General features: G+C 74.3%; 20 protein-coding genes and 1 pseudogene. 13 read left to right on the top strand and 8 right to left on the bottom strand.

Annotation, left to right across the window (positions count from 1 at the left end):
• Positions 1-7: 7 nt before the first annotated feature.
• Together AB0I11_RS16505 and AB0I11_RS16500 are read right to left on the bottom strand one after the other, a co-directional pair.
• Entirely contained in the window at positions 8-574 is a 567-nt protein-coding gene (locus AB0I11_RS16505) for an isochorismatase family protein (protein WP_357320235.1), read from the bottom strand.
• A 42-nt stretch (positions 575-616) separates the two neighbouring features.
• Positions 617-1138, bottom strand: coding sequence for a MarR family transcriptional regulator (locus tag AB0I11_RS16500; protein WP_357320233.1), 522 nt, complete (start codon positions 1136-1138; stop codon positions 617-619).
• A gap of 68 nt (positions 1139-1206) precedes the next feature.
• Here AB0I11_RS16500 and AB0I11_RS16495 point away from each other — a divergent pair, with 68 nt between their 5' ends.
• Entirely contained in the window at positions 1207-2442 is a 1236-nt protein-coding gene (locus tag AB0I11_RS16495) for an MFS transporter (protein ID WP_357320230.1), read from the top strand.
• A gap of 9 nt (positions 2443-2451) precedes the next feature.
• Here AB0I11_RS16495 and AB0I11_RS16490 read toward each other — a convergent pair whose 3' ends face one another.
• Complete coding sequence (locus tag AB0I11_RS16490) at positions 2452-2847, bottom strand: cupin domain-containing protein (protein ID WP_357320227.1); 396 nt, start codon at positions 2845-2847, stop codon at positions 2452-2454.
• 27 nt (positions 2848-2874) lie between these two features.
• A complete protein-coding gene (locus AB0I11_RS16485; protein WP_357320224.1) occupies positions 2875-3360 on the bottom strand; it encodes a GNAT family N-acetyltransferase in 486 nt (161 codons plus the stop codon).
• Between the two features lie 111 nt (positions 3361-3471).
• Between AB0I11_RS16485 and AB0I11_RS16480 the strand changes: the two genes are divergently transcribed.
• Entirely contained in the window at positions 3472-5013 is a 1542-nt protein-coding gene (locus AB0I11_RS16480) for a glycosyltransferase family 39 protein (protein WP_357320221.1), read from the top strand.
• Between the two features lie 54 nt (positions 5014-5067).
• Positions 5068-5886: a TIGR04222 domain-containing membrane protein gene (locus AB0I11_RS16475; RefSeq protein WP_357320218.1), complete on the top strand. Its 819-nt coding sequence runs from the start codon at positions 5068-5070 to the stop codon at positions 5884-5886.
• 66 nt (positions 5887-5952) lie between these two features.
• On the opposite strand, the gene AB0I11_RS16470 is transcribed toward AB0I11_RS16475, so the two are convergent.
• Positions 5953-7044, bottom strand: coding sequence for an endonuclease/exonuclease/phosphatase family protein (locus AB0I11_RS16470; protein WP_357320215.1), 1092 nt, complete (start codon positions 7042-7044; stop codon positions 5953-5955).
• A 303-nt stretch (positions 7045-7347) separates the two neighbouring features.
• On the opposite strand from AB0I11_RS16470, the gene AB0I11_RS16465 reads away from it, so the two are divergent.
• On the top strand, positions 7348-8346 hold the full coding sequence (locus AB0I11_RS16465; protein ID WP_357320212.1) for an RNA polymerase subunit sigma-70: 999 nt from the start codon (positions 7348-7350) through the stop codon (positions 8344-8346).
• Positions 8347-8414: 68 nt separating this feature from the next.
• A complete protein-coding gene (locus AB0I11_RS16460) occupies positions 8415-8864 on the top strand; it encodes a DUF6069 family protein (protein WP_357320209.1) in 450 nt (149 codons plus the stop codon).
• 28 nt (positions 8865-8892) lie between these two features.
• Here the strand turns inward: AB0I11_RS16460 and AB0I11_RS16455 are convergent, their stop codons facing one another.
• Complete coding sequence (locus AB0I11_RS16455; protein ID WP_357320205.1) at positions 8893-10377, bottom strand: von Willebrand factor type A domain-containing protein; 1485 nt, start codon at positions 10375-10377, stop codon at positions 8893-8895.
• A gap of 273 nt (positions 10378-10650) precedes the next feature.
• On the opposite strand from AB0I11_RS16455, the gene AB0I11_RS16450 reads away from it, so the two are divergent.
• The 5 genes and pseudogenes from AB0I11_RS16450 (at position 10651) to AB0I11_RS16430 (ending at position 17577) form a co-directional block, all read left to right on the top strand.
• Positions 10651-12111 (top strand): hypothetical protein, encoded by a 1461-nt coding sequence (locus tag AB0I11_RS16450; RefSeq protein WP_357320203.1) that lies wholly within the window; start codon positions 10651-10653, stop codon positions 12109-12111.
• 43 nt (positions 12112-12154) lie between these two features.
• Positions 12155-12499: pseudogene (locus AB0I11_RS16445) on the top strand (hypothetical protein); the annotation flags it as partial.
• Between the two features lie 455 nt (positions 12500-12954).
• Positions 12955-13524, top strand: a complete 570-nt coding sequence (locus AB0I11_RS16440; RefSeq protein WP_357320200.1) for a hypothetical protein — start codon at positions 12955-12957, stop codon at positions 13522-13524.
• Positions 13521-16766 carry a glycosyltransferase gene (locus AB0I11_RS16435; RefSeq protein WP_357320198.1) on the top strand — a complete coding sequence of 1082 codons (3246 nt, stop codon included), beginning with the start codon at positions 13521-13523 and terminating at the stop codon, positions 16764-16766. The genes AB0I11_RS16440 and AB0I11_RS16435 overlap by 4 nt, the downstream gene beginning before the upstream one ends.
• Before the next feature lie 325 nt (positions 16767-17091).
• Complete coding sequence (locus AB0I11_RS16430) at positions 17092-17577, top strand: hypothetical protein (protein ID WP_357320195.1); 486 nt, start codon at positions 17092-17094, stop codon at positions 17575-17577.
• Between the two features lie 60 nt (positions 17578-17637).
• Here AB0I11_RS16430 and AB0I11_RS16425 read toward each other — a convergent pair whose 3' ends face one another.
• Together AB0I11_RS16425 and AB0I11_RS16420 are read right to left on the bottom strand one after the other, a co-directional pair.
• Positions 17638-18822: an MFS transporter gene (locus tag AB0I11_RS16425; protein WP_357320192.1), complete on the bottom strand. Its 1185-nt coding sequence runs from the start codon at positions 18820-18822 to the stop codon at positions 17638-17640.
• A gap of 227 nt (positions 18823-19049) precedes the next feature.
• The gene (locus AB0I11_RS16420; protein WP_357320190.1) at positions 19050-19604 is read right to left on the bottom strand and encodes a DUF6817 domain-containing protein; all 555 of its coding nucleotides are present in this window, start codon (positions 19602-19604) and stop codon (positions 19050-19052) included.
• Positions 19605-19712: 108 nt separating this feature from the next.
• On the opposite strand from AB0I11_RS16420, the gene AB0I11_RS16415 reads away from it, so the two are divergent.
• The 3 genes from AB0I11_RS16415 to AB0I11_RS16405 all read left to right on the top strand — a co-directional run bounded on the left by AB0I11_RS16415 (position 19713) and on the right by AB0I11_RS16405 (position 22014).
• Positions 19713-20453, top strand: a complete 741-nt coding sequence (locus AB0I11_RS16415; protein WP_357320187.1) for a methyltransferase domain-containing protein — start codon at positions 19713-19715, stop codon at positions 20451-20453.
• A 186-nt stretch (positions 20454-20639) separates the two neighbouring features.
• On the top strand, positions 20640-20996 hold the full coding sequence (locus AB0I11_RS16410; RefSeq protein WP_357320184.1) for a helix-turn-helix transcriptional regulator: 357 nt from the start codon (positions 20640-20642) through the stop codon (positions 20994-20996).
• A gap of 79 nt (positions 20997-21075) precedes the next feature.
• Positions 21076-22014 carry a hypothetical protein gene (locus tag AB0I11_RS16405; protein WP_357320181.1) on the top strand — a complete coding sequence of 313 codons (939 nt, stop codon included), beginning with the start codon at positions 21076-21078 and terminating at the stop codon, positions 22012-22014.
• The last annotated feature ends 249 nt before the right edge of the window (positions 22015-22263 follow it).

Genomic DNA, 22263 nt, shown 5'->3' with positions numbered 1-22263 from the left:
CCGCCGGTCAGGTCCGGGCCGGGACCGCGAAGTCGACCTCGGCGGTGTCGACGGTGCCGGCGGTGCGCCCGGGCGCGCTGTGCTCTCCCCAGTACAGGTTGGTGTGGGCGATGACCTGGTCCGGCGGCGGCGCGCCGTAGTCGCTGAGGTCCTCCGTGGTGTGCGCGTCGGCGACCAGGGTGGCGTCGTAGCCCCGGGCGATCGCGCCGTGCAGGGTCGATCGGATGCACGCGTCGGTCTGCGCGCCCGCGACGACGAGCCGGCCGATCCCCCGCTCGGCGAGCACCCGCTCCAGGTCGGTCTCCTCGAAGGAGTCGCCGTACGCCTTGTGCACGAGCGGCTCGGCGTCGCCCCGCACCAGCTCGGGCACGTACTCCCAGGGTTGGCTGCCGGTGGGCAGGTCGTCGCTGCGGTGCTGCACCCAGACGACCGCGACGCCGGCGGCGCGGGCCCGGTCGACGAGGGTGGCGATGTTGGCCACGACCCGGTCCCGGTCGTGGGCGTGGGCCACCACGCCGTTCTGGACGTCGATGACGAGTAAGGCGGTGTGCGGCCGGTCGGCGAGTGTGGTCATGGCGACTCCTCGGACGGGACGGCTGGGCTTGCCAGGGCCAATCTAGACCCGGCCGCCGACACTTCCCGGTCCTGGCGCGCCCTCGGCGGCCCGGCAGACCCGGCGCAGCAGGTCGGCCAGGAGGCGCCGCTCGTCCGGGCTGAGCACGCCGAGCACGCGCCACTCCTCGTCGCCGACCACCTCCATGCCACGCCGCCAGGCGTCCCGGCCGGCGGCGGTCAGTTCCACGTCGATGCGCCGCCGGTCCACGGTCGAGGGGATCCGCCGCACGTACCCGCGGCGCACCAGCGCGTCGACCCGGGCGGTGATCGAGGCGGGCGCCATCCGCAGGTCGTCGGCGATCTCGGAGGGCGCGGCCCGGCCGCCCCGACCGGCCAGGGCGTGCAGGGTGCCGTACTCCTTCTCCTGGAGGTCCAGCTCGGCCAGCGCGCGGTCCTTGACCTCGCGCAGGTGGCGGGTGAGCACCGACATGCGGGTGACCGCGCCCTCGACGTCCGGGTCCAGGTCGGGCAGGACGGGCAGCCAGCGTTCGACGTGTCGGTCGGTGCGATCACGGGCGGTCACCCGACCACCGTACGCGCACGTGCAATATTTCGTTGACGAAATATTCGACGTCGAACTAGCCTCCGATCATGACGTCTCCCCTCCGGCTACCCGCCTTCCGTCTGCTCTTCCTCGGCCGCACGGTCTCCGCGGTCGGCGACGCGGTGGTGCCCACCGCGCTGGCCCTGGCGGTGCTGCGGGCCACCGGCTCCACCGCCGCACTCGCCGTGGTGCTCGGCTGCGCCATGCTGCCCCGACTGCTGCTGCTCCCGCTCGGCGGGGTGGTCGCCGACCGGTTCGACGCCCGCCGGGTCGCCCTCGTCACCGACCTGGTGCGCTGCGCCGCCCAGCTGGTCGTCGGCGCGGAGCTGCTCGGCGGCGCGCCCGCCCTGGCCCACCTCGCGGCGGCCTCCGCCCTCGGCGGCGCGGCCTCGGCGTTCGCCATGCCGACCGCGTCCCCGCTGGTCGCCGGCACCGTCGACGCCGCCGGCCGGCAGCGGGCCAACGCCCTGATGGGCGTCACCGCCAACGCCAGCCGGCTCGCCGGTCCGGGCCTGGCCGGCCTGCTGATCTGGACCGTCGGCCCGGGGTGGGCGTTCGTGATCGACGCGGCCACGTTCGCGGTCAGCGCCGCGACGCTGTCGCTCATCCGGGTCCGGCACGTGCCCGTGCCGCGCCGGTCGCTGCGCGCCGACCTGACCCTCGGCTGGCGGGAGGTGCGGTCCCGGGACTGGTACTGGAGCAGCCTGCTGGCCCACGGGGTGTGGAACGGCGCCGCCGCGGTGCTGCTCACCATCGGTCCCGTGGTCGCCGTGCAGCGGCTCGGCGGCGAGGGGGTGTGGGTGCTGCTGCAGCAGGTGGGCGCCGTCGGCATGCTCGCCGGCTCGCTGCTGGCCGCCCGGCTCCGCCCACGGCGGCCGGTGCTGCTGGGCAACCTCGCGCTGGCCGCGTACGCGGCCCCGCTGCTGCTGCTCGCCGGGGCGGCACCCGCCCCACTGGTCGTCGCCGCCTACTGCCTCGCGTTGACCGCCCTCGGGTTCCTCAACCCGGTCTGGGAGACGGTGGTGCAGGGACAGTTCCCGCCGGCGGTGCTCGCCCGGGTCACCTCGTACGACTGGCTGATGTCGCTGGGCGCCATGCCGCTCGGGTACGCCCTGGCCCCGCTCGCCGCCCGCGCCTGGGGACCGCCGGTTCCGCTGGCCGTCGCCGGGGTGCTGGTGCTGGTCGCCTGCGCCGGCACCGCCCTGGTGCCCGGCGTACGGCGGATCGGCTGGCCGGCGCCCGCGCCGGTCACGTCCCCGACGCGGGCGCCGGCGGCGCGCTGAGCCCGCCGGTCAGAGCCGGTGCCCGGTGGTGGCGTCGACGTGCCCGGGCACCTCCTCGTGCCGGTCCCCCACCGAGGAGGTGCCGGACGGCTCGAACATCAGGATCGAGGCCCCGTCCGGCGCGGACGGCCGGTGCTCGACCCCGCGCGGCACCACGTACACCGCGCCGCGGGGCAGCACCACCTCCCGCTGCCCGCCGTCGGCGCCGTCGCGCAACGCGATGCGCAACTCCCCGTCGAGCACCAGGAAGAACTCGTCGGTGTGGTCGTGGGTGTGCCAGACGTGCTCCCCGGCCACCTTGGCGACGCGGACGTCGTAGTCGTTGACGGTGGTGACGATCCGCGGACTCCACAACTGCTCGAAGCGCGCCAGGGCGGCGGCCAGCTCGATCGGTTCACTGCTCATCCGCCCATGATCGCCCATCGTGGCCAGTCACAGCCGACGGTGCAGCACGTGCAGCCCCACCCGGCCCTCGACGGGGTGCGTGAACGCCTCCGGCACGGTGCCGACCACGGCGAACCCGACCGAGCGGTACAGCGCCACGGCGGCCAGGTTCGTCTCCGCCACGGCGTTGAACTGCATGGCCGCGTACCCCTCGCGGCGCGCCCAGTCCAGGGCGTAGCCGACCAGGGCGCGGCCCACGCCGCGACCCCGGGCCGCGCCGGCCACCATGAAGCTGGCGGTGGCCACGTGCGAGCCCGGGCCCGGCCGGTTGGGGCCCATCTTGGCGGTGCCGAGAATCGTCCCGTCCTCCTCGGCGACCATGGTGTGTCCCGGGGGTCGCTCCACCCACACGTCGTGCAGGACCTCGGCCGGCCACGCCGGGTCGTACGGGAAGGTGTCGCCGGCCGCGACGACCGCCTCGACGATCGGCCCGACCTGCGCCCAGTCGGCCTCGGTGAACGCACGCATCCGCATCCGGTGCAGGCTAGTGCGCTGCCCGACCGCCGGTCACCGGGTTTCCGGCGCCCGCGTGCCGCCCCGCCCGGCGCCCCCCACGGGCGACCGCGGAGGGCCATGATGGACGGCGTGGCCGAACCCGTCACCGACCTCGACCGCCCCGCCCCGGCGCCGTCGTCCCCGACGCCGCCGGCCGGGCCGCGCACCGCCGGGCCGTGGCTGCTCGGCCTCGCCGCCAGCGCCGTGCTGCTGCTGCTCGCCGGCCGGTACGGCTACCACCGCGACGAGCTGTACTTCCTGCTCTGCGGCCGGCACCTCGACTGGGGCTACGTCGACCAGGGGCCCCTGGTGCCGGCGCTGGCCCGGCTCGCCGACACCGTCGCGCCCGGCAACCTGGTGGTGCTGCGTACCCCGTCGGCGCTGCTGGGCGGGGCCGCGGTGGTGCTGGTCGCCGCCATCGCCCGCGAAGTCGGCGCCGGCCGGGCGGCCCAACTGTTCGCCGCGTTCCTCGCCGCCACCGCCGGCATCGTGCTGGCCGGCGGGCACCTGCTCAGCACCACCACGGTCGACCTGCTAGTCTGGCTCGTCGCGACCTGGTGCGCGGTCCGGATGCTGCGCACCGGGGACACCCGGTGGGCCTTCGGCATCGGCCTCGCGCTCGGCGTCGGCCTGCTCAACAAGCTGCTGCCCGGGCTGCTCGGGATCGGCCTGCTGGCCGGGGTGGCGATCGCCGGCCCGCGCCGGCTGCTGCGGGACCGCTGGGTGCTGGCCGGCGCCGCCGTGGCCGCCCTGTTCGCCGTGCCCTACCTGGCCTGGCAGGCCGCCCACGGGTTCCCGCAGCTGTCGGTGGCCGCCTCGATCGCCGGCGGCGACAGCTCCTACAGCGGCCGGCTCGACGCGGCCGTGCTGCAACTGATGATCATCAGCCCGTACGCGACGCCGATTTGGGTCGCCGGGCTGGTGGCGCTGCTGCGCCGGCCGGCCTGGGCGGCGTACCGGGCGCTGGGCTGGGCCTGGCTGGTGGTCTTCGCGCTGGTGCTGCTCGTCGGCGGCAAGGGCTACTACGACGCCCCGCTGCTGCTGGTGCTCACCGCCGCCGGGGCCGTGGTGACCGTCGACTGGGCCGCCCGGCGCGGCGCGCCCCTGCGGCGAGCCCTGCTGGCCGTGGGCGCCGCGGTCACCCTCGCCGGCAGCGCGGTGCTGCTGCTGCCCACCCTGCCGGCGCAGCGGCTGCCCGGCTTCGTGGTCGACGTCAACTACGACGCGGGCGAGACCATCGGCTGGCCGGCGTTCGCCGACTCGATGGCCGCCGTGCACCGCGCCCTGCCGCCGGCCGAGCAGGCCCGGGCCGTGCTGCTCACCGGCAACTACGGCGAGGCCGGGGCGCTGGCCCGGTACGGCCCGGCCCGGGGCCTGCCGCGGGCGTACTCGGGGCACAACAGCATGACCCGCTTCGGCCGGCCCCCGGACGGCGCCGACGTGGTGATCGCCGTCGGCTGGGAGCGCCCCGACCAGCTGCGGACCTGGTTCACGGAGGTCACCGAGGCCGGCCGGGTCGACCAGCGGGTGGCGGTCGACAACGACGAGAACGGCCTGCCGATCTTCGTCTGCCGGGGCATGCCGCGACCGTGGTCGCAGATCTGGGACACCGAGGTACGGCACGCTTCCTGATCATGGTGGTCGGCCGGCGGCGGCGCTCCGCGCCGCCGCGCGATACTTGGCGCCATGCTCTGGGGTGTCAGCGGACCGCTCTTCCTGCTCGACTACGTCACGGCGGTCGCCGCGGCGCTCGCGATCGCCCTGGCGGTACGCGAGCTGACCGGCCGCCGCGCCCGGGGCGAACGGCCCGACACCATCGAGCTGGCGTACCTGACCGACCGGGCCGGCCTGGCCTGCCAGGTGGGCGTCGCGGTGCTGCGCCGGGCGGGGGTGGCGCAGCTCGGCGAGCTGGGCACCCTGTCGGTGGACGGCCCGCTCCCGCCCCGCTCGGCGGCGCTGGTCCGGGCCCTGCACGCCGCGCTGCGCCGGCCGCAGACCTGGGCCGCGACGCTGGCCGACCCGCACGTCGGCCGGGCGCTGCGCCGCCTGGTCGGTCGGCTGGTCCGCGACGGCTGGCTGCTCACCCCGGCGCAGCGGCGGCGCGTCGCGCTGGGCACGCTGCCGCTGTTCGCGGTCGCCGCGGTCGGGCTGACCCGGCTGGTGGACAGCGCCGTCGAGGGCCGTGACGCCGGCGGGCCCGCCTCGGTGGCCGGCCTGCTGCTGTGCTGCCTGGCCACCGCGCTCGGCGGCTGGTGGCTGTGTGAGGTGCCGGAGACCGGGGCGGCGGCCCGGCGGCTGCTGCGCCGGATGCGCCGGGCGCACGCCGACCTGGACCCGGAACTGCGGCCGGCGTGGAGCGAGCGCGGCACCGACGAGTTGCTGACCGCGATGGCGCTGTTCGGGCCGCGCCCGCTGCTGGCCGTCGATCCCCGGTTCGCGGTGCGGGTCGGCGTGGATCCGGAGGGCACCCGGCCGAGGCAGCCGCCGAAGCTCGCCCGGCGCTGACCGGCCCGCTCGGCCGCTGGCCGGCGCAGCTGCCGCCCGCCGCTGGTGCGCCGGCGTACGCGACGCTCACCAGCTGACTTTGGCGGCCACCGGCAGATGGTCGCTGCCGGTGGCCGGCAGCACCCACGAACTGGTCGGCGTCACGCCGCGGACCAGGATCTGGTCGATCCGCACCACCGGGAACCAGGCCGGCCAGCTGAAGCCGAAGCCGTCCCCGGCCGCGTCCTGGACCGGGCGCAGGTGCCCGGTGATGCCGGCGAACGCGCGGTCGTCCGTGGTGCCGTTCAGGTCGCCGAGCAGCACCACCCGCTCGCTCCGCTCGGCGCCGAGGGCGTCGCCGAGCGCCTGCGCGTTGCGGTCCCGGTGGGTCGTCCAGAACCCCGCCCGCGGATTGACCCGGGCCGAGCCCAGGTGGGCCACGTACACCGTCAACGGACCCCGGTCGGTGCTCACCGTGGCGCGCAACGCCCGGGTGTAGGACATCGTGACCTCGGGCGGCTTGGTCTCCGCCAGCGGCCCGTAGTCCATCTTGATGTCGACCGGCCGGGTGTCCGCCAGCGGCAGCCTGCTCCACAGCCCGACCGTGCCCTGCACCGTGTGGTATGGGTACGCGGCCGCCAGCGCCTCCTCGTACGTGCCGCGGGCCTGCTCGGTCAGCTCCACCAGGGCCAGCACGTCCAGCCCGGAGGCGGCCAGGTCGTGGGCGGTGCCGGCCGGATCGGGGTTCTCCGCGCCGACGTTGTGCTCGCCCAGCGTGAGATAGCCGCCCGGCCGGGACCGGTCGCCGAGCAGCCCGCCGAAGAGGCTCAGCCACACCAGGGCCGGCAGCAGCAGCGCGGCCACCGCGGCGGCGGACCGGCGCCACAGCGCCCCGGCCAGCAGCACCGGGATGAGCAGGCCGAACCACGGCAGGAACGTCTCCACCAGGCTGCCGAGGTTCCCGATCCGGTTGGGGATCCTCGCGTGCAGCAGCAGGACCAGCCCCAGCAGCAGCGCCGCCGCGGCCAGCAGCCGACCGCGCCGCCAGGGGCCGGGCCGGGCGGCGGCGCGTACCGCCCGGCGGATGCCGGCGCCCCACGCCCCGGCGCCGCCGGCCCGACCGCCACCGGCCGGTCGGATCTCCGCCGTGTCCAGCTGTCCCCGCTCGGCGCCGGTCACCGCGGCGTCCCCGGTTCCGGGCGGGGCCCGCGCGCCGGGCCGGGCAGCCGCAGCGGGCTGGCCGACGGCGCGGCGCCGGCGAGTCTGGTGGCCCGCTGCCGCTTTCCGGCGGAGGCCGGGGTGGGCCGGCGAACTGGTTGGTCCTCGACAATTGACACGCGCATGGACCTGACCCTACGAACCGTCACATATGGGCAGCATAAAGGGCCGGCATCGCCCGGCCGGCCCGCCCGGTGATGAGTTGTGCCGCCCGCGCCCGTCACACCTGTGACAGGACACGACGGGACGGAAGGATGGCCCGGGATGAGGCTGGACACACGGCTGGAGGAGCTGGGCGTGAGCGGGTTGGGCGAGGTCGACGAGCCGGCGTTCTCCGGGCTGGCCGAGCGGCACCGGCGGGAGCTGCACGTGCACTGCTACCGGATGCTCGGATCGTTCGAGGACGCCGAGGACGCCGTGCAGGAGACGTTCCTGCGCGCCTGGCGGCGGCGGGAGACCTTCGAGGGGCGCGCGCCGTTCCGGGCCTGGCTGTACCGGATCGCCACCAACACCTGCCTGGACCTGCTCGCCCGGCGCCGCCCGGAGCCGGCGACCGGCGGCGAGGTGCGGTGGCTGCAGCCCTACCCGGACCGGCTGCTCGACGAGTTGCCCGCGGCCGACGCGGACGAGCCGGAGACCGTCGCCCTCGCCCGGGAGACGATCGAGCTGGCGTACCTGGTGGCGGTCCAGCACCTCGCGCCGCGCCCGCGGGCCGTGCTGATCCTGCGCGACGTGCTCGGCTGGCCGGCCCGGGACGTCGCGGAGCTGCTCGGGGACACCGTCAACTCGGTGAACAGCGCGCTGCAGCGGGCCCGCGCCGGCATGCGGGAGCACCTGCCCGCCGAGCGGCAGGACTGGACCGGCGCCGAGGATGACGCCGGGACGCGGGAGCTGGTGCGCCGCTTCACCGAGGCCAGCGTAGCCACCGACATCGCCACGCTCACCACGCTGCTGCGCGACGACGTCCGCTGCGCGATGCCACCCACGCCGGGCCTCCAGGTCGGCCGGGACGCGGTGGTGACCAACTGGATCGCCGACGGCTTCGAGGGCATGACGGGACTGCGCGCCGTCCCCACCGCGGTGAACCGGCAGCCCGCCATCGCCTTCTACCACTGGCGGGAGTCGGAAGGCGGGTACCTGCCGCTGACCATCGACGTGCTGCGCATCACCGGCGGGGCGATCACCGAGATCATCATCTTCCACGCCGACCAGTTCCCGCGGCTCGGGCTGCCGCAACGCCTGCCCGCGGACGGCACCGAGTGACCCCGGGCCAGGCCCCTCCCCCACCCGTCCACCCACTCCGACCCCCGCGACCGACCGGGAGCAGCGCCATGAACAGCAGGAACGACACCATCGCCGGCCCGGCACCGCGCCGGACCCACCGCGGCCACCGATTCCGCCGGCTCGCCGGCACCGGCCTGATCGCCGCCCTCGCGGCGACGGCCGCCACCACCCTCGCCGCCGCGCTCGCCCGGGCCGGCGGCGTCGACTTCGAGATCCCCGCCGGTGGGGAGGCGATCCCGCTGCCCGGCTTCGCCGTGGTGACCAGCTTCTTCTCGATCGTGGGCGTGGTCATCGCCGCCGCGCTGCTGCGCTGGGCCGCTCGCCCCGCCGAACGGTTCCGGTGGACGGCGGTGTCGCTGACCGCGATCTCGCTGGTCCCGCCCTTCCTCTCCGGGGCGGACACCGCCACCGTCGCCGCCCTCCTCGGGCTGCACCTCGTCGCGGCGTCGGTGATGATCCCCACCCTGGCCCGGAGCCTGCGCGCCGGGACCGGCTGAGGGCCTCACCCCGACACCGGCGCCCGGGCTACCGGCGCAGCTCCTCGGCCGCCCGGATGGTGCGGGCCAGTTCCCGCACGTCCGGGTCCTCGGTCGCGGTGGCCGCGCCGTCGGCGATCGTCGCCAGGTCGCCCAGCCGCGGCTGCGCGCCGTCGTCGGAGCCGCGCAGCGCCACGGCGAAGAAGGCCGCCGCGTAGCAGGTGCGCAGGCGCGGCGACGCGGCGTCGAAGGCCGGGTCGAGGTCGGCCACCCGGACCGACTGGTACGTCTCGGCCGGCCGGTGGTCGCCCGGATCGGTCCAGTGCACCTGCACCCGGGCCGCCCGGGCCGAGGCCGGCGCGCCCTCGGCGAGTTGGACGGCGTACAGCGCCGTGACGCTGTGGCCGGGGCCGACCTCGCCGCCGTCCGCCCGGTCGTCGCGGAAGTCCTCGTCCGCGACGGCCCGGTTGTCGTAACCGATCAACCGGTAGGAGCGCACCGCCGCCGGGTCGAAGCTCACCTGCACCTTGGCGTCGAGGGCCCGGACGCTGAGGGCGGCCGGCAACTGGTCCACGAACATCTTCCGGGCCTGCTCGCGCTCGCTGACGTAGACGACGAACCCGTCGCCCCGGTCGGCGAGCTGCTCCATCAGCCGGTCGCCGTAGTCGCTGCCGACCCCGACGCCGAGCAGGGCGATCTCCTTCTCCGCCTCGTCGCGTACCCGGCGCAGGATGGGTTCGGCGTCGGTGCTGCCGACGTTGGCCAGCCCGTCGGAGAGCACGATCACCCGGTTGGTCCGGCCGGCGCGGAACCCGTCGCGGGCCACCCGGTAGCCCAGCACCAGGCCCGCCTCGAGGTTCGTGCTGTCCCGGGTACGCAGCGAGTCGACGGCGTCGTGCAGCCGCCGCGCGTCCGAGACGGGCGTCATCTCCCGCAGCACCCGGGCCTCGCTGCTGAACTCGACGACCGCGATGGAGTCGGTGGGGCGCAGCTGGTCGACCAGCGTGTGCAGGGCGTCCTTGACCAGGTCGAGCCGGCCGGGTTCGTCCATCGACCCGGACACGTCGATGACGAAGGTGAGCGCGGCGTCCGGCCGGGATGCCCGGTCCTCGGCGCGGGTCTGCAGCCCGACCCGCATCAGCCGGGTGCCGTCGCCGCCCTCCTGGGTGCGGGGCGGGCGGGCGCCGTCGACGTGCACCGCGAAACCGTCGCCGGCCGGCTCGGGGTAGCCCTGGCGGAACGAGTTGACGAACTCCTCGGGCCGCACCGAGGTCCGCTCCGGCAGCCGGCCGTCGGCGATGAGCCGCCGGGCGTAGCCGTAGGAGGCGGTGTCGACGTCGACGGCGAAGGTGGACAGCGGGTCCCGCTCGGTGGAGGTGTCGGCGCCGCCCGACCAGGGGGTGCCGTCGTACGGGCGGGGCGGTGCCCCGGCGGTGCCGCTGCGGGCGCCGGTGTCGGCGGCGGTGCAGGCACCGATCGCGGTCGCGGCGACCAGCGCCACCAACAGCAGCGGTGACCGTCTCCAGTGGAGCATCAGATCCTCCCGGCGGGGTTGGGGGTGGGTGATCCGGTCGGGGCGCACCGGATCCCTTTCGGTCATTGACGCAGACCGACGTGCTGGCGGCTCCCGCCGTGGCCGAGCCGAGACCCAAGCGTGAGCCTGGCGCCCGGACCGAGACCCGAACGTGAGTTCCGTGACCATTTCGTGCGCGGGCCGTTACCTCGCCCCGGGCGGGCCCGGCTGCGGACCTGCCCGGGATGGGGCAGAGTGGGCCCCGGCGTCCGGGACGACGCGAGGAGGGTGAGCGTGGAGGGGCCGAGCGGGGTGGTGTTCCCCGAGACCGGTGGCACGCGCAGCACGAGCGCGCTGGGCCGGGCCGTGGTGGCCGACGCGCTGCGTGCGGTCGACCCGGTCGGTGCGCGCGCCGCCGAGCACGAGACCAACTGGCGGCACGGCTACCTGGGACACTTCCGGCGGCTGGTCGAGGCCGGTCTGCCCGCCCGGGAGTCGGCGTTGACCATCGCCCGGGACGGGCTGGCCGCCCTGCACGCGCGGATGCGCTACCTGCCCGCCGGGGGCCCGGAAGTGCCGCTGGGCGAGGCGTTCGACCTGGCGGAGGCGGAACCGCTGGAGACCGCCACGGTGGTCGGGGCCGGCGAGGTGGAGCGGGAGCTGTCCGTGCCGTACCGGGGCCAGCGGCTGCGCGGCGACGACCTGCGCCGGCGGCTCGACGCCTGGGTGGCCGCGGGGGTGGTGGAGCCGAGCTGCGCCGAGGCCGTCCGCGCGGTGCTGGCCAACCCGGACTGGCTGGACCTGCGGGACCAGCAGGTGGTGGTGCTCGGCGCGGGCGCCGAGATGGGCCCGTTGCCGTCGCTGCTGCGCTGGGGCGGTGACGTGGTGGCGGTCGACCTGCCCCGCCCGGAGATCTGGCGCCGGGTGCTGCGCACCGCGCACCGGCGCGGCGGTCGGCTGCACCTGCCGGTGCGTCCCGGCACCGGCCGGGACGACGCCGCCCTGACCGCCGGCGCCGGCGCGGACCTGCTGCACCGCCTCCCCCAGGCCGCCGCGTGGCTGCGCGGCCTGGACGGCCGGCTGGTGCTGGGCAACTACGTGTACGCCGACGGCGCCACCAACGTCCGGGTCGCCACCGCCGTGGACGCGCTCACCGTCCACCTGCGGCAGCAACGCCCGGACGTCGCGCTCGCCTTCCTGGCCACCCCCACCGACGTGTACGCCGTCCCGGCCGAGGCCGTCGCGCACGCCGAACGCGGCTACGCCGCCCGGGGTCCGGCCCGCCGGTCGCTGCGGGTGCTCTCCGGCGGCCGGCTGCTGCACCGCAACTATCCGCCGCAGGCCGACCCGGGCATCAACGACAGTCTCGTGCCGCAGCAGGGGCCGAACTACGCGCTGGCCAAGCGGCTGCAACGGTGGCGGGCGGCGGTGGCCCGCGACGCCGGGGCGACGGTGTCGTTCACCGTGGCGCCGCCGACCCGGACCCGGTCGGTGCTGCGCAACCGGGTCCTGGCCGCCGCGTACGCGGGCGCGCACCGGTTCGGCATCGAGGTGTTCGAGCCGGCGACCAGCAACACCCTGATGGCGGCCCTGCTGGTGCACGACCTGCGCACCGGCGGCGGTCCGGCGCACGAGCACCCGTGGCGGGACGAGGCGTACGCGGCCGCGCACGGCGGGCTGTGGCGGGTGCCGTACGCCCCGCGCAGCGCCCTGGGCCTGGCGGTGCTGCTCGGCCTGGGCGGGGCACGCGCCTGAGCGGCGCAGGTTTCCGCTGCCGGCCCGGCGGGAAGCCACCGGCATGGCCGAGACCTTCGCTGATCAGGACCTGACCACCCTGCGGTCGATCGCGCGCGGTGCCGGCATTACGGACACCGAGCGCATGCCGCACGATGAGCTTGTCGACATGTTGCGCCGGGCCGGGCTGGCCGATCCGGACAGCCGACCGGTCGACACGAGCCTGGCCGACCCGGGTGATCCGGGCACCGACGCCGGCCGGTACCACGCGCGAGGTGCCGGACGCCGCGAGTCCGTCGGTGGCGCCGGCGCGCAGAACGCCGACTGGCCGGACCAGCCGACGCAGGACCCGGCGGGCCTGTCCGGTCTGCCCCGCAGCAGCTTGACGCTGGGCGACGAGAGCACCGGCGGGCGCGCCGCCGAGGAGGCGATCGGCGCCCGGCCCGGGGAATCGGGCACGGAGATCGAGGATCGCCGCCAGGACGACCGGGGCGTGCAGGGCGAGATCCAGGATCCGGCCGGGCTGGCGGGTCTGCCCCGCAGCAGCCTGACGCTGGGCGACGAGAGCACCGGCGGGCGCGCCGCCGAGGAGGCGATCGGCGCCCGGCCCGGGGAGTCCGACACCGAGATCGACGATCGTACGGAGAGCTGAGCACACCGGCGCCGCTCCGGGGTCGGTACCCGGGGCGGCGCCGCGTCGATGACGAAAGTGCCCCGCCGTCCTGTTTGGTCCGTGGCGGCACGACTGCGTCCTCTGGGGTCAAAGAACCTCATCGGCCGGATATGCGAATGGTGAAACATTCGGCGCGATCCACACCTTTAGAACCGCACATTTAGTAACAACCTCACCAATAACCTCAGCGGGTGTCATCTCCCACGTGGTTCGACGCCGCTGCCGGCGGCCAACCCGCCATCCCCGCAGCCGTCCCGCCCGCCCAACCGGTGTTCGTGGACGCGACCGGCGCCCGTCGCCGACGGGTCCGGCGCACGGGCGTGCTGGTCGCCGTGGCCTCCCTGAGCTACCTGCCGATGGCCGCGAGCGGCCTGCTCCCCGCTCCCGCCGCGCCGTTGCTGCCCGGCCGACTGTCGGTGGGCGGCACACCGGAGACCCCACCGACGATCCAGCCCGGTCCCACGCCATCCCCATCGGACGCTCTGAGCCCCGAGCCGGAGCAGGGGGACACCTGGCACGCACCCGGTCCGGCATTCGCCGCGCCCCGGCCGACCGCGACGTGGAGGACCAGCCCTCCGCCGGTCGCCGGAGCCGGGATCCCCGCCCCGGTGGTGCCGCCGGTGAAGGTGCCGCGGGTGCCGGCCGTACCGCCGGTGCGGCTGCCCGAGAAGCCCGCACCGTCGGCCACCGCGGCACCCACGCCGCCGCCGGCGGCCGACCCCGCCCCGTCGTCACCACCTGACGCCGGAACCGCGGGATGACCCGGCCGAGAGGTCGCCTCGCCGGGCGGTTCGTCTGCGCCTCCCTGGCGCTCGTGGTCGGGTCCGTGCTGCTGGTCGAGGCGTACGCCAACAACCGGTTCCGGCCCGACCAGGTGCGCGCGGCCGAAGACCAGGGCTCCGTGCCGGCGGAGGTCCTGCGCGGCGGGCCGGTGCTCGACGCCCGCAGCGACCCGCCGCGCGCGTACCGGCTGCCGGCGCGGACCATCGCGCTGACCTTCGACGACGGACCCGACCCGGTCTGGACGCCGCGGGTGCTCGATGTCCTGCGCCGGCACCGGGCCCCGGCCACCTTCTTCGTGATCGGCGCGGAGGTCGCCCGCCACCCGGACCTGGTCCGGCGGATCGCCGCCGAGGGCCACGAGCTGGGCGTGCACACCTTCACCCACCCGGACGTCACCCTGCTGCCCGGATGGCGGCGGCGGATGGAGTACGCACAGACCCAGATGGCGATCGTGCACGCCGCCGGGGTGCGTACGAGCCTGCTGCGCTTCCCGTACTCGTCGGTGCCCAGCGCGGTCGACGACGCGAACTGGCCGGTGATCCGCGAGGCCGCCCGGCTCGGCTACCTGTCGGTGGTCAACGACCTCGACGGCGAGGACTGGGCCCGACCGGGCGTGGACGCCGTCGTGCGGAACTTGACCCCGGTGGGCGACGCCGGGGCCGTGGTCCTGCTGCACGACGCCGGCGGCGACCGGTCGCAGACCGTCGCGGCGCTGGACCGATTCATCCCGTTGATGCAGGCCCGCGGCTACACCTTCACCACCGTCAGCGGTGGCATGAACCAGGCGGGACCGGGCCCGTTGTTCGCTGGCAACGTCCCGGCGTCGACGATGGACCACTGGCGGGCAGCCCCGGTCAACTGGGCGATCCGGCTGGCGGACCTGATCCTGGGCGGCCTCACCCTGCTCTTCGTGGGGGTCGGGATCCTCGTGCTGGCCCGAACGCTGCCACTGCTGCTGCTCGCCAGGCGGCTCGCCCGGCGCCGACGGGCGCACCGCTGGCCCTGGGGCGTGACCAGCGCGCCGGTGTCGGTGATCGTGCCCGCGTACAACGAACGCGCCGGCATCGTCGCCACGGTCCGGTCGCTGGTGGCCAACGACCACCCCGGCATCGAGGTCATCGTGGTCGACGACGGCTCCACCGACGGCACCGCCGACCTGGTCGACGCGCTGGGCCTGCCCGGCGTCCGGGTGATCCGCAAACCCAACGGCGGCAAGGCCAGCGCTTTGAACACCGGCCTCCTGTACGCGTCACACGACATCATCGTCACCGTCGACGCCGACACCGTCTTCGAACCGGACGCGATCCGGCGGCTGGTCGAGCCGTTCACCGATCCGCGCATCGGCGCGGTGGCCGGCAACGTCAAGGTGACCAACCGGCGCCGGCTGCTCGGGCAGTGGCAGCACATCGAGTACGTCGTCGGCTTCAACCTGGACCGCCGCTTCTACGAGATGCTGGGCTGCATCCCCACCGTGCCCGGCGCCATCGGCGCCTTCCGCCGCCGCGCCCTCACCATGATCGGCGGTATGAGCGGCGACACGCTGGCCGAAGACACCGACGTCACCATGGCGATCCTGCGGGCCGGGTGGCGGGTGGTGTACCAGGACCGGGCCCGCGCCTGGACCGAGGCGCCCGCCTCGCTGAGCGACCTCTGGCGGCAACGCTACCGGTGGAGCTACGGCACCCTCCAGGCCATGTGGAAGCACCGCGGCGCGGTGTTCGACCGGGGCGCCTCGGGCCGGTTCGGCCGGTTCGGCCTGCCGATGCTCGCCCTCTTCGGCGTGGTGCTCCCGCTGTTCGGCCCGGTGCTCGACCTGCTCGCCGTCTACGGCCTGTTCTTCCTGGACACCCGCAAGACGGCGGTGGCGTGGCTGGTCATGCTCGCGGTGCAGGCGGCCACCGCCCTGATCGCCTTCCGGCTCGACCGGGAACCGGTCCGCCCGCTGCTCGCCCTGCCGTTGCAGCAGTTCGCCTACCGGCAGCTGATGTACCTGGTGCTGGCCCGGTCCCTGCTGACCGCCCTGACCGGCCGGCGGTTGGGCTGGCGCAAGCTGAAGCGGGCCGGTGACGCGGTGGGGCACACCCGTCCCGCCGGGACGCCGATCGCCGCCGCACCGGGCGGACGGGACCGCTGGTTCGACGCCCTGCGGGCGTTGGCGCTGGGTCGGGTCATCGCGTACCACATGTTCGGGGCCGCCTGGCTGAGCTTCGCCTTCCCCGCGATGGGGGTGATGTTCGCCCTCGGCGGCTCGCTGATGGCCGCCTCGCTGGACCGCTCCCCGGAGCGCGCGGTCAGCAGCCGGCTGCGCCGCCTGCTGCCGGCGCTCTGGGCGCTGGGGCTCGTGCTGGTGCCGCTGATGCTGTGGCACGGCTGGTCCGACCGGCCCGCCTGGCCGGCGCTGCTGGCCTGGGTGGTTCCGCTCGTGCAGCCGCCGGGCAGCGGCTGGGCGGTCGACGTGACCGGCGTGCTGTGGTACCTCGTCACGTACCTCTGGCTGGTGCTCCTGTCCCCCGTGTTGCTGGCCCTGTACCGGCGGTGGCCGGTGTGGTCGGTGCTGGTCCCGCTGGGCGGTGTGCTGCTGCTGCAGACGGCGGTGTCCACGACGGATTCCCGGGCCGAGTCGGTGCTCACCGACCTGGCCACCTTCGGCGCGTGCTGGATCGCGGGCTTCGCGCACCGGGACGGGCGGCTGCGGCGGATCGCTCTGCCGGCCCTGCTGGCCGTGTCGGCGCTCTGCCTCGCCATCGCGGCCGGCTGGGTCCTCACCCACCCGGCGGCCGGTCGCGACCTCAACGACATCCCGGTGGCGCAGGCGTTCTGGTCGCTCGGGGTGGTGCTGGTGCTGCTGCGCGGCGCTCCGCCGATGGGCTGGCTGGCCCGGATCGGACCGTTGGACCGCCTGGTCACGGCGCTGAACAGCCGCGCCCTGACCATCTACCTCTGGCACAACGCCGCCATCGCGGTCTGCTTCGCCGTGGGGGACCTCGCCGGAATCTGGCGGATCGGTCAGCTCGGCTACCTGGCGGTGGCGCTGGTGCTGCTCACCGGCCTGTTGCTGGCCCTCGGCTGGATCGAGGACCTGAGCGCTCGACGGGCTCCCCGGCTGCTGCCCTGGACGCGCCCGGTACGCCCGGACGCGCGGCGCCCGGCGCGGAGGCCGGCGGAGCATCCGCTTGCCCACACCGACCGGCGGGAGGCCGACATGACCGCCCTCCGCTGACGATCCGACACGCGAACTCCCGGCGTTTCAAATCGTCATAATTCGTTAAAGATATCGCATACTTGATTCACCTTGGCGACTCCCGGGATCGCGGAATCCCGGCTCGCCACCCGGACACCCGGCAGACGGTGTCCGACGTGGACCCTCGCCGGCGCAGGTCTCCCGGACACCATCCGGTCGACCCGGCGCCGGCGGGAGAACGGTGATTGGGGTGATCACCGCGGCCGGCACGGGTCTCGCCCTCCTACGGGCCCGTGCCGGCCACCCTCGAACCAGCCGGGATCACGGTCGCCGCACCCGGACAGTCGCCAGAAGCGGAGCAGAGATGGTGCTGAGACAGCCGCCGTCCCCGGCGGAGCAGGAACTGTGGAACGCCGTGGTCGCCGGCGTACGCGCGGCCGACGATTCGGACGAGGCGGGCGTACGGGCCGCCGTCGGCCGGTTGTCCCGGCTGCCCCACCCGTGGACCTGCCGGGTCCTCGAGGACACTGCCGCCCTGCTGGTCGAGGAGCTCGACCCGACCTGGGAGGAGCTCTGGCCGTTCCTCATCGCACCCGCCGCCGACCTCCCGCCGCCCCGCAGCGACGGGACGCACCGGAGGTCGTACCAGCTCGGCGCGCGCCGGCCGCCGGCGGTCGAAGTGGCCGGCACGCCCGAACAGCTGCGGCGCCGACTCCTCCTGATCCACCGCCTGGCCGACGCCACCCAGGTCGGCGTGGGTGCATTCCTCGACGTGGCGCTGGCGGAGAACCGGCAGCGCGAGCACCGCGCCCCACCCGGATCGGTGCCCCACTGCCGCCTCGGCAGCTGACGCCAGCAACCAACGCACCCGGCTCTCCCCGAGGATTGCGGAGCGCTGGTCGCGTACCCCTCAAGCGTTACTGGGTATCTTCTCCGGGCCCCGGCTACCGACCCGGCGGCGGGAACCCAGGCCGAAAGCGACCCCGCCCGACGCGGCCGCCACCGCGCAGAGCAGCAGCGTCGTCCGATAGCCGAAGTGCTCGACCGCCACCCCGGCCAGGATGCCGGAAACCAGGAGCCCGGCGGTGGACGCGTTGGCGAAGAGCGTGGTGGCGCGGCCGGTCGCCGGGGCGAGGACGTCCTGGAAGTAGCGGATGCCGGCCGCCCCGACGATCGCGATCCCCACGCCGCGCAGGACCTGCCCGAGCAGGAGCATCGGCAGGCCCGAGGACACGACGGTCAGCACGTGATAGCAGGTGAGCGAGCCGAAGCCGCCCAGGATCAGCATTCGCTGATCGACCTGGGCGGGGACGACGGCCAACCCCAGCGTGGCCACCACCTCGACCGCGGCGCAGGCGCTGAACAGCACGCCGACCGACGCGGGCTGCTGATGCAGGGCACGGGTGACGTACAGCGGCAGCGCCAGACCGCCCGCGAACATCGCGGTGAAGAAGAGGGTGACGCTCACGGTGAGCAGGATCGGCGTGCCGCCCGGCGACGCGTTCGCAACCGCCACGGACCGAGGCCGCGGCACGACGACAACGGTCAGCGCGGCGGCCACGAACACCCCGGCGGCCGTCCACATCAGCCACGAATAGCCACCCCTGGACAGCACGAGCGTGCCCAGCAACGGCCCGACGGCCCACGCGAGGGACCAGGCCGAGCGCAGCAGCGGCGCGGAACGCCGCCCGGCGCCCTCGCCGAACACCGCGCGGGCCAGGGCGAACAGCTGCGGAAAGGCCGCCCCCATCGCCCCCAGCACCGTCGCCGCCATTAGGAGCAGCACGGGAAAGCTCGAGACCTCGGGCAGCAGCAGGTAACCCGCCGCGCCCAGGAGAATCACGATGATCGCGTACGTTCGCGCGGGCCGGCGGTCGAACAGCCGTCCCAGCCACCAGCTGATCGTGATCCCGGCGATGGCGGCCACCGAGGCCCACACGCCGATCTGCAGCGGCGTCAGTCCGACCGCATCGGCGCCGAACAGGACGAGGTAGGAATTGACCATCGAGTCCGCGATGCCGAGCAGCAGGACGGCGGTGGAGAGCGCGAGGACGGGCACCCGATCTTCGTACCGATCACCGCTCGTCAGCGACATCGATTTCCCGCCCCGAGCCGCCAGCGTCGTCTCACCGGCACAACGAACGGGACACCGCCGTGCGGTTACGCCTCACCGACGCCGACGCCGACGCGACCGGCCGGGTGGTCGGCCTCATCCAGGTGGTGTTCGACCACGATCCGCAGTGGGCGGCACGGGGGGCGGATTGCTGGCATCGTGAACCGACTGCGGTCTTCTGGTGCCGGTACGGACCGTCAAGCCTGGGCCTACGCCGAAGAGCTTCGGTCACCTTCGCCGAGGAGTCGCTGCGCCTCGCTGGTGACCTGCGGAGAAGCGATCGGTGCCCAGGCCGCGAACAGGGAGCGGAAGTACTCGCCGTACCTGTCGGCGGTAGCAGGATCCTGCTCGATGACGTCCAGCTCGTTGACGATGCTGAGATCCACAAAGGGTTGCACCTGGCCGGGGCTCAAGTGCCACCGCTGATCGGTGAAGCGGTCGACGACCTCACCGGTCTCTGCCAGCTTCCGCCAGGTCCGCCCGCGGTCGCATGCCCCGTACAGGTAGACCAATGCCTCAGCGTCGTCGCCGACAAGCTTCCGCAGCGTGGCTCGGTCGGTCCGGTCGAGCAGCGTCACATCGAATCCGTCCGTGCCGTAGACGGCGTGCGCGAGACCGGCCAGTTGCGCGTCAACGCCACACCCCAGCTCAGCGAGGCGGTCGTGCACCCGGCACAGGTGGCTGTAGAGAGTGCCGCCGGGGTGCGGGATCGTCTCAGCTCCACGCTGCCGTAGCCAGCGCCGCACAGCGGAGTCCGCGCCCATGGCCCGACCTTACGTAAGCCCCGTCCGACCGGCGGCCCTTCGGCGTGGGCGATTCGTCACACCGCCGCACCCTTGCCTCCTCGGATGTCCAGCAGTTGGGTGACAGGCATGGCGCGAATCGCGTACGACACTGCGGGCGCCGCAGCGTTCGAGGCCTCCCGGCACCTGAGCGACGACGGGCTGTCGGCCTGGCGGGAGGCGGTGACCCGGTACCTGGATCCCGGGGCGGGCATGCGGCTGCTCGACCTGGGCTCCGGCACCGGGATGTGGGCACGAGCCTTCACCGCCTGGTACGACCGCATCGAGGTCATCGCGGTCGAGCCCGCCGAGGCGATGCGCGCCCGCTCGGTGTTCCAGCCGGTGGTGCCGGGCGACGCCGAGCGCATCCCGCTCGACGACGGCAGCGTCGACGCCGCCTGGATCTCCACGGTCATCCACCACGTGCCGGACCTGGCCCGCGCGGCCCGGGAGCTGCGCCGGGTCGTGCGCCCCGGCGGCCGGGTGCTGATCCGCGCCGCGTTCGCCGGCCGGCACCAGGCGATCACCCTGTTCCGCTACTTTCCCGAAGCCGTCCGCGTGCTCGACGGCTACCCGAGCGTGGCTGACGTCGAGGCGGCCTTCGCCGCGGCGGGGTTCGGCACCGTCGGCCTCGAACAGGTCCCGCAGGTGAGCGCGGCGTCCCTCCGCGAAGCTGCGGCGGCGCTGCGCCGGGAGGCGCACACCCCGCTGCAACTGATCAACGACGACGAGCACGCCGCGGGCCTGGCCCGGTTGCGCGCGGCGGCGCAGTCCGAGACCGGTCCCGTGGTTGACGCCCTGGACCTCCTGGTCCTGTCCCGCGGCAGTTGACATTCCCGGTACGGCAGAACGTGCTGCTGCCCCGCGGGTTCAGCGAGTTTGCCTGCGGGCAGCAGAACGCGCCGACCAGGGGCCTGTGGCGGCACGGCCAAACCGGACGGCAGTGCCGTCGCGCTGTGCGCGACGACCCTCCTCATGACTCTGACGTTATATCTTCGCACCCGATATATTGATGGCGTGGAGACACCAGTACGCGAACCCACATTCCTGATCCTCACGGCGTTGGCCGCGGAGCCGCTTCATGGCTACGGACTGATCACCGAGGTAGCCCGGCTTTCCGACGGCCGCGTGTCGCTGCGCCCCGGCACGCTCTACGGCGCCCTCGACCGGCTGCTCGACGCGGGTCTGGTCACCGTCGAGCGGGAGGAAGTGGTGGACAGCCGGCTGCGCCGCTACTACCGGCTCACCGAGCACGGTGGAGACCTGCTCGCCAACGAGACCGAGCGGATGCGCCGCAACGTCGAGGCCGCGACCGCGCGGTTGAACACACGTACCCGTCGAGGCACGCCTCGACTCAACGGAGGGATCGCATGAGCGACCTGGAACGCCGCTATCTGCGACTGGTCCGATCTTCTATCCGGCTGGCTACCGCGACGCGCGCGGCACCGAGATCGTGGGTACGTACCTCGCCCTGTCCTCGTCGGACCGGCGGTGGCCGTCCATCGCCGACGTGATTGACGTAGCCGGCGGCGGGCTACGCCAGCGCCTACGCGGGATCGGCGCCACCGGAATCGACCCCGGAGTGCGGCTGGCCGCGACGCTGGCGTTGTTGACCGCCACGGCTCTTGCCGGCGGCTGGGCCGTACTGGAGCTCAATCCGTGGACGACGGCGTGGTTCGGCTTCGAGCAGCACGGCACGTCCGTCTCGCTCGGTCTCGGCGTGTGGGCGGCATGGCTGCTCGCCGCGGTGGTGCACGTGGTGACACCCGGCCGATGGACCCGCCTGACGATTGGTCTCGCCCTTGTCCTCACCGTCGGCGTCGTACCGCTTGCCGCCGTCGTCGACCGGTCCCGGCCTCCGCTGTTCGTACTACTCGCACAGGTCTGCCTCGGACTGGTGGCGCTCGGCGTTCCCGGCCAGCCGCCCGTGTGGCTTCGCCTGCTGCCCGTGGTTGGCGCCGCCGCGGCTCTACCCGTAGCGGCGATTTTTGCCCGTAGCGGTGGCGACGTGCTCACTGGGTACTACGGCTGGCCCGCCGTCCAGGTCCTGCCCGGTGCCGGGACGGCACTTTTCCTGGTGACGTTGCTCGTCGGCGTGGGGCTGGCGGCGCGCAACGACCTTCGTGGCGCTTGGGCACTGCTGGTGCTGCTCTGCCCGATCGGCATGCTGTGGCTGCATCCGCTGGCCGAAGAACTCGCCGTCATCTCGTACGGCGGTGGACCGAATGCGGACTGGACGACACTGGCCGCAGCGGCGAGCATCGTGGCGGCTGCGGCGGCGATCGTCATGTCGGCTGCGCCGATGGTTCAACGACGGGTCGCCTTCACCCAGGCCGCCGTCGAGCGTGGTAGGGCGGGTGGCTCCCTCACCACCGACAGCGCCCAGCGATAGCAGCCTGTCGCGCACCACGTCACCGGTCGACTGTTGTCGACGCACTGCCGGACCGCCTGATCCGGCGTTACACAAGAACTGTCATTATGGTGTAGCGCCGTTCTGTCCCTTTTGTGGAGACTAATTAACGGATTACTGTTACCGGTTATCCGATAATGCCGGCACGGCTGTCCCCGGGCGCCGTGAGGGGCGTCACTGTCACACCGGCCGCTCCCCTGGTGTCCTGAGGGCGAACCCCAGCGAAGCGGA

This window comes from Micromonospora sp. NPDC050495, from assembly GCF_040655175.1.
In the GTDB taxonomy this organism is placed as follows: Bacteria; Actinomycetota; Actinomycetes; order Mycobacteriales; family Micromonosporaceae; genus Micromonospora.
The sequence above is the reverse complement of the archived record's forward strand: the minus strand, read 5'-3'. Positions and strand labels throughout refer to the sequence as shown.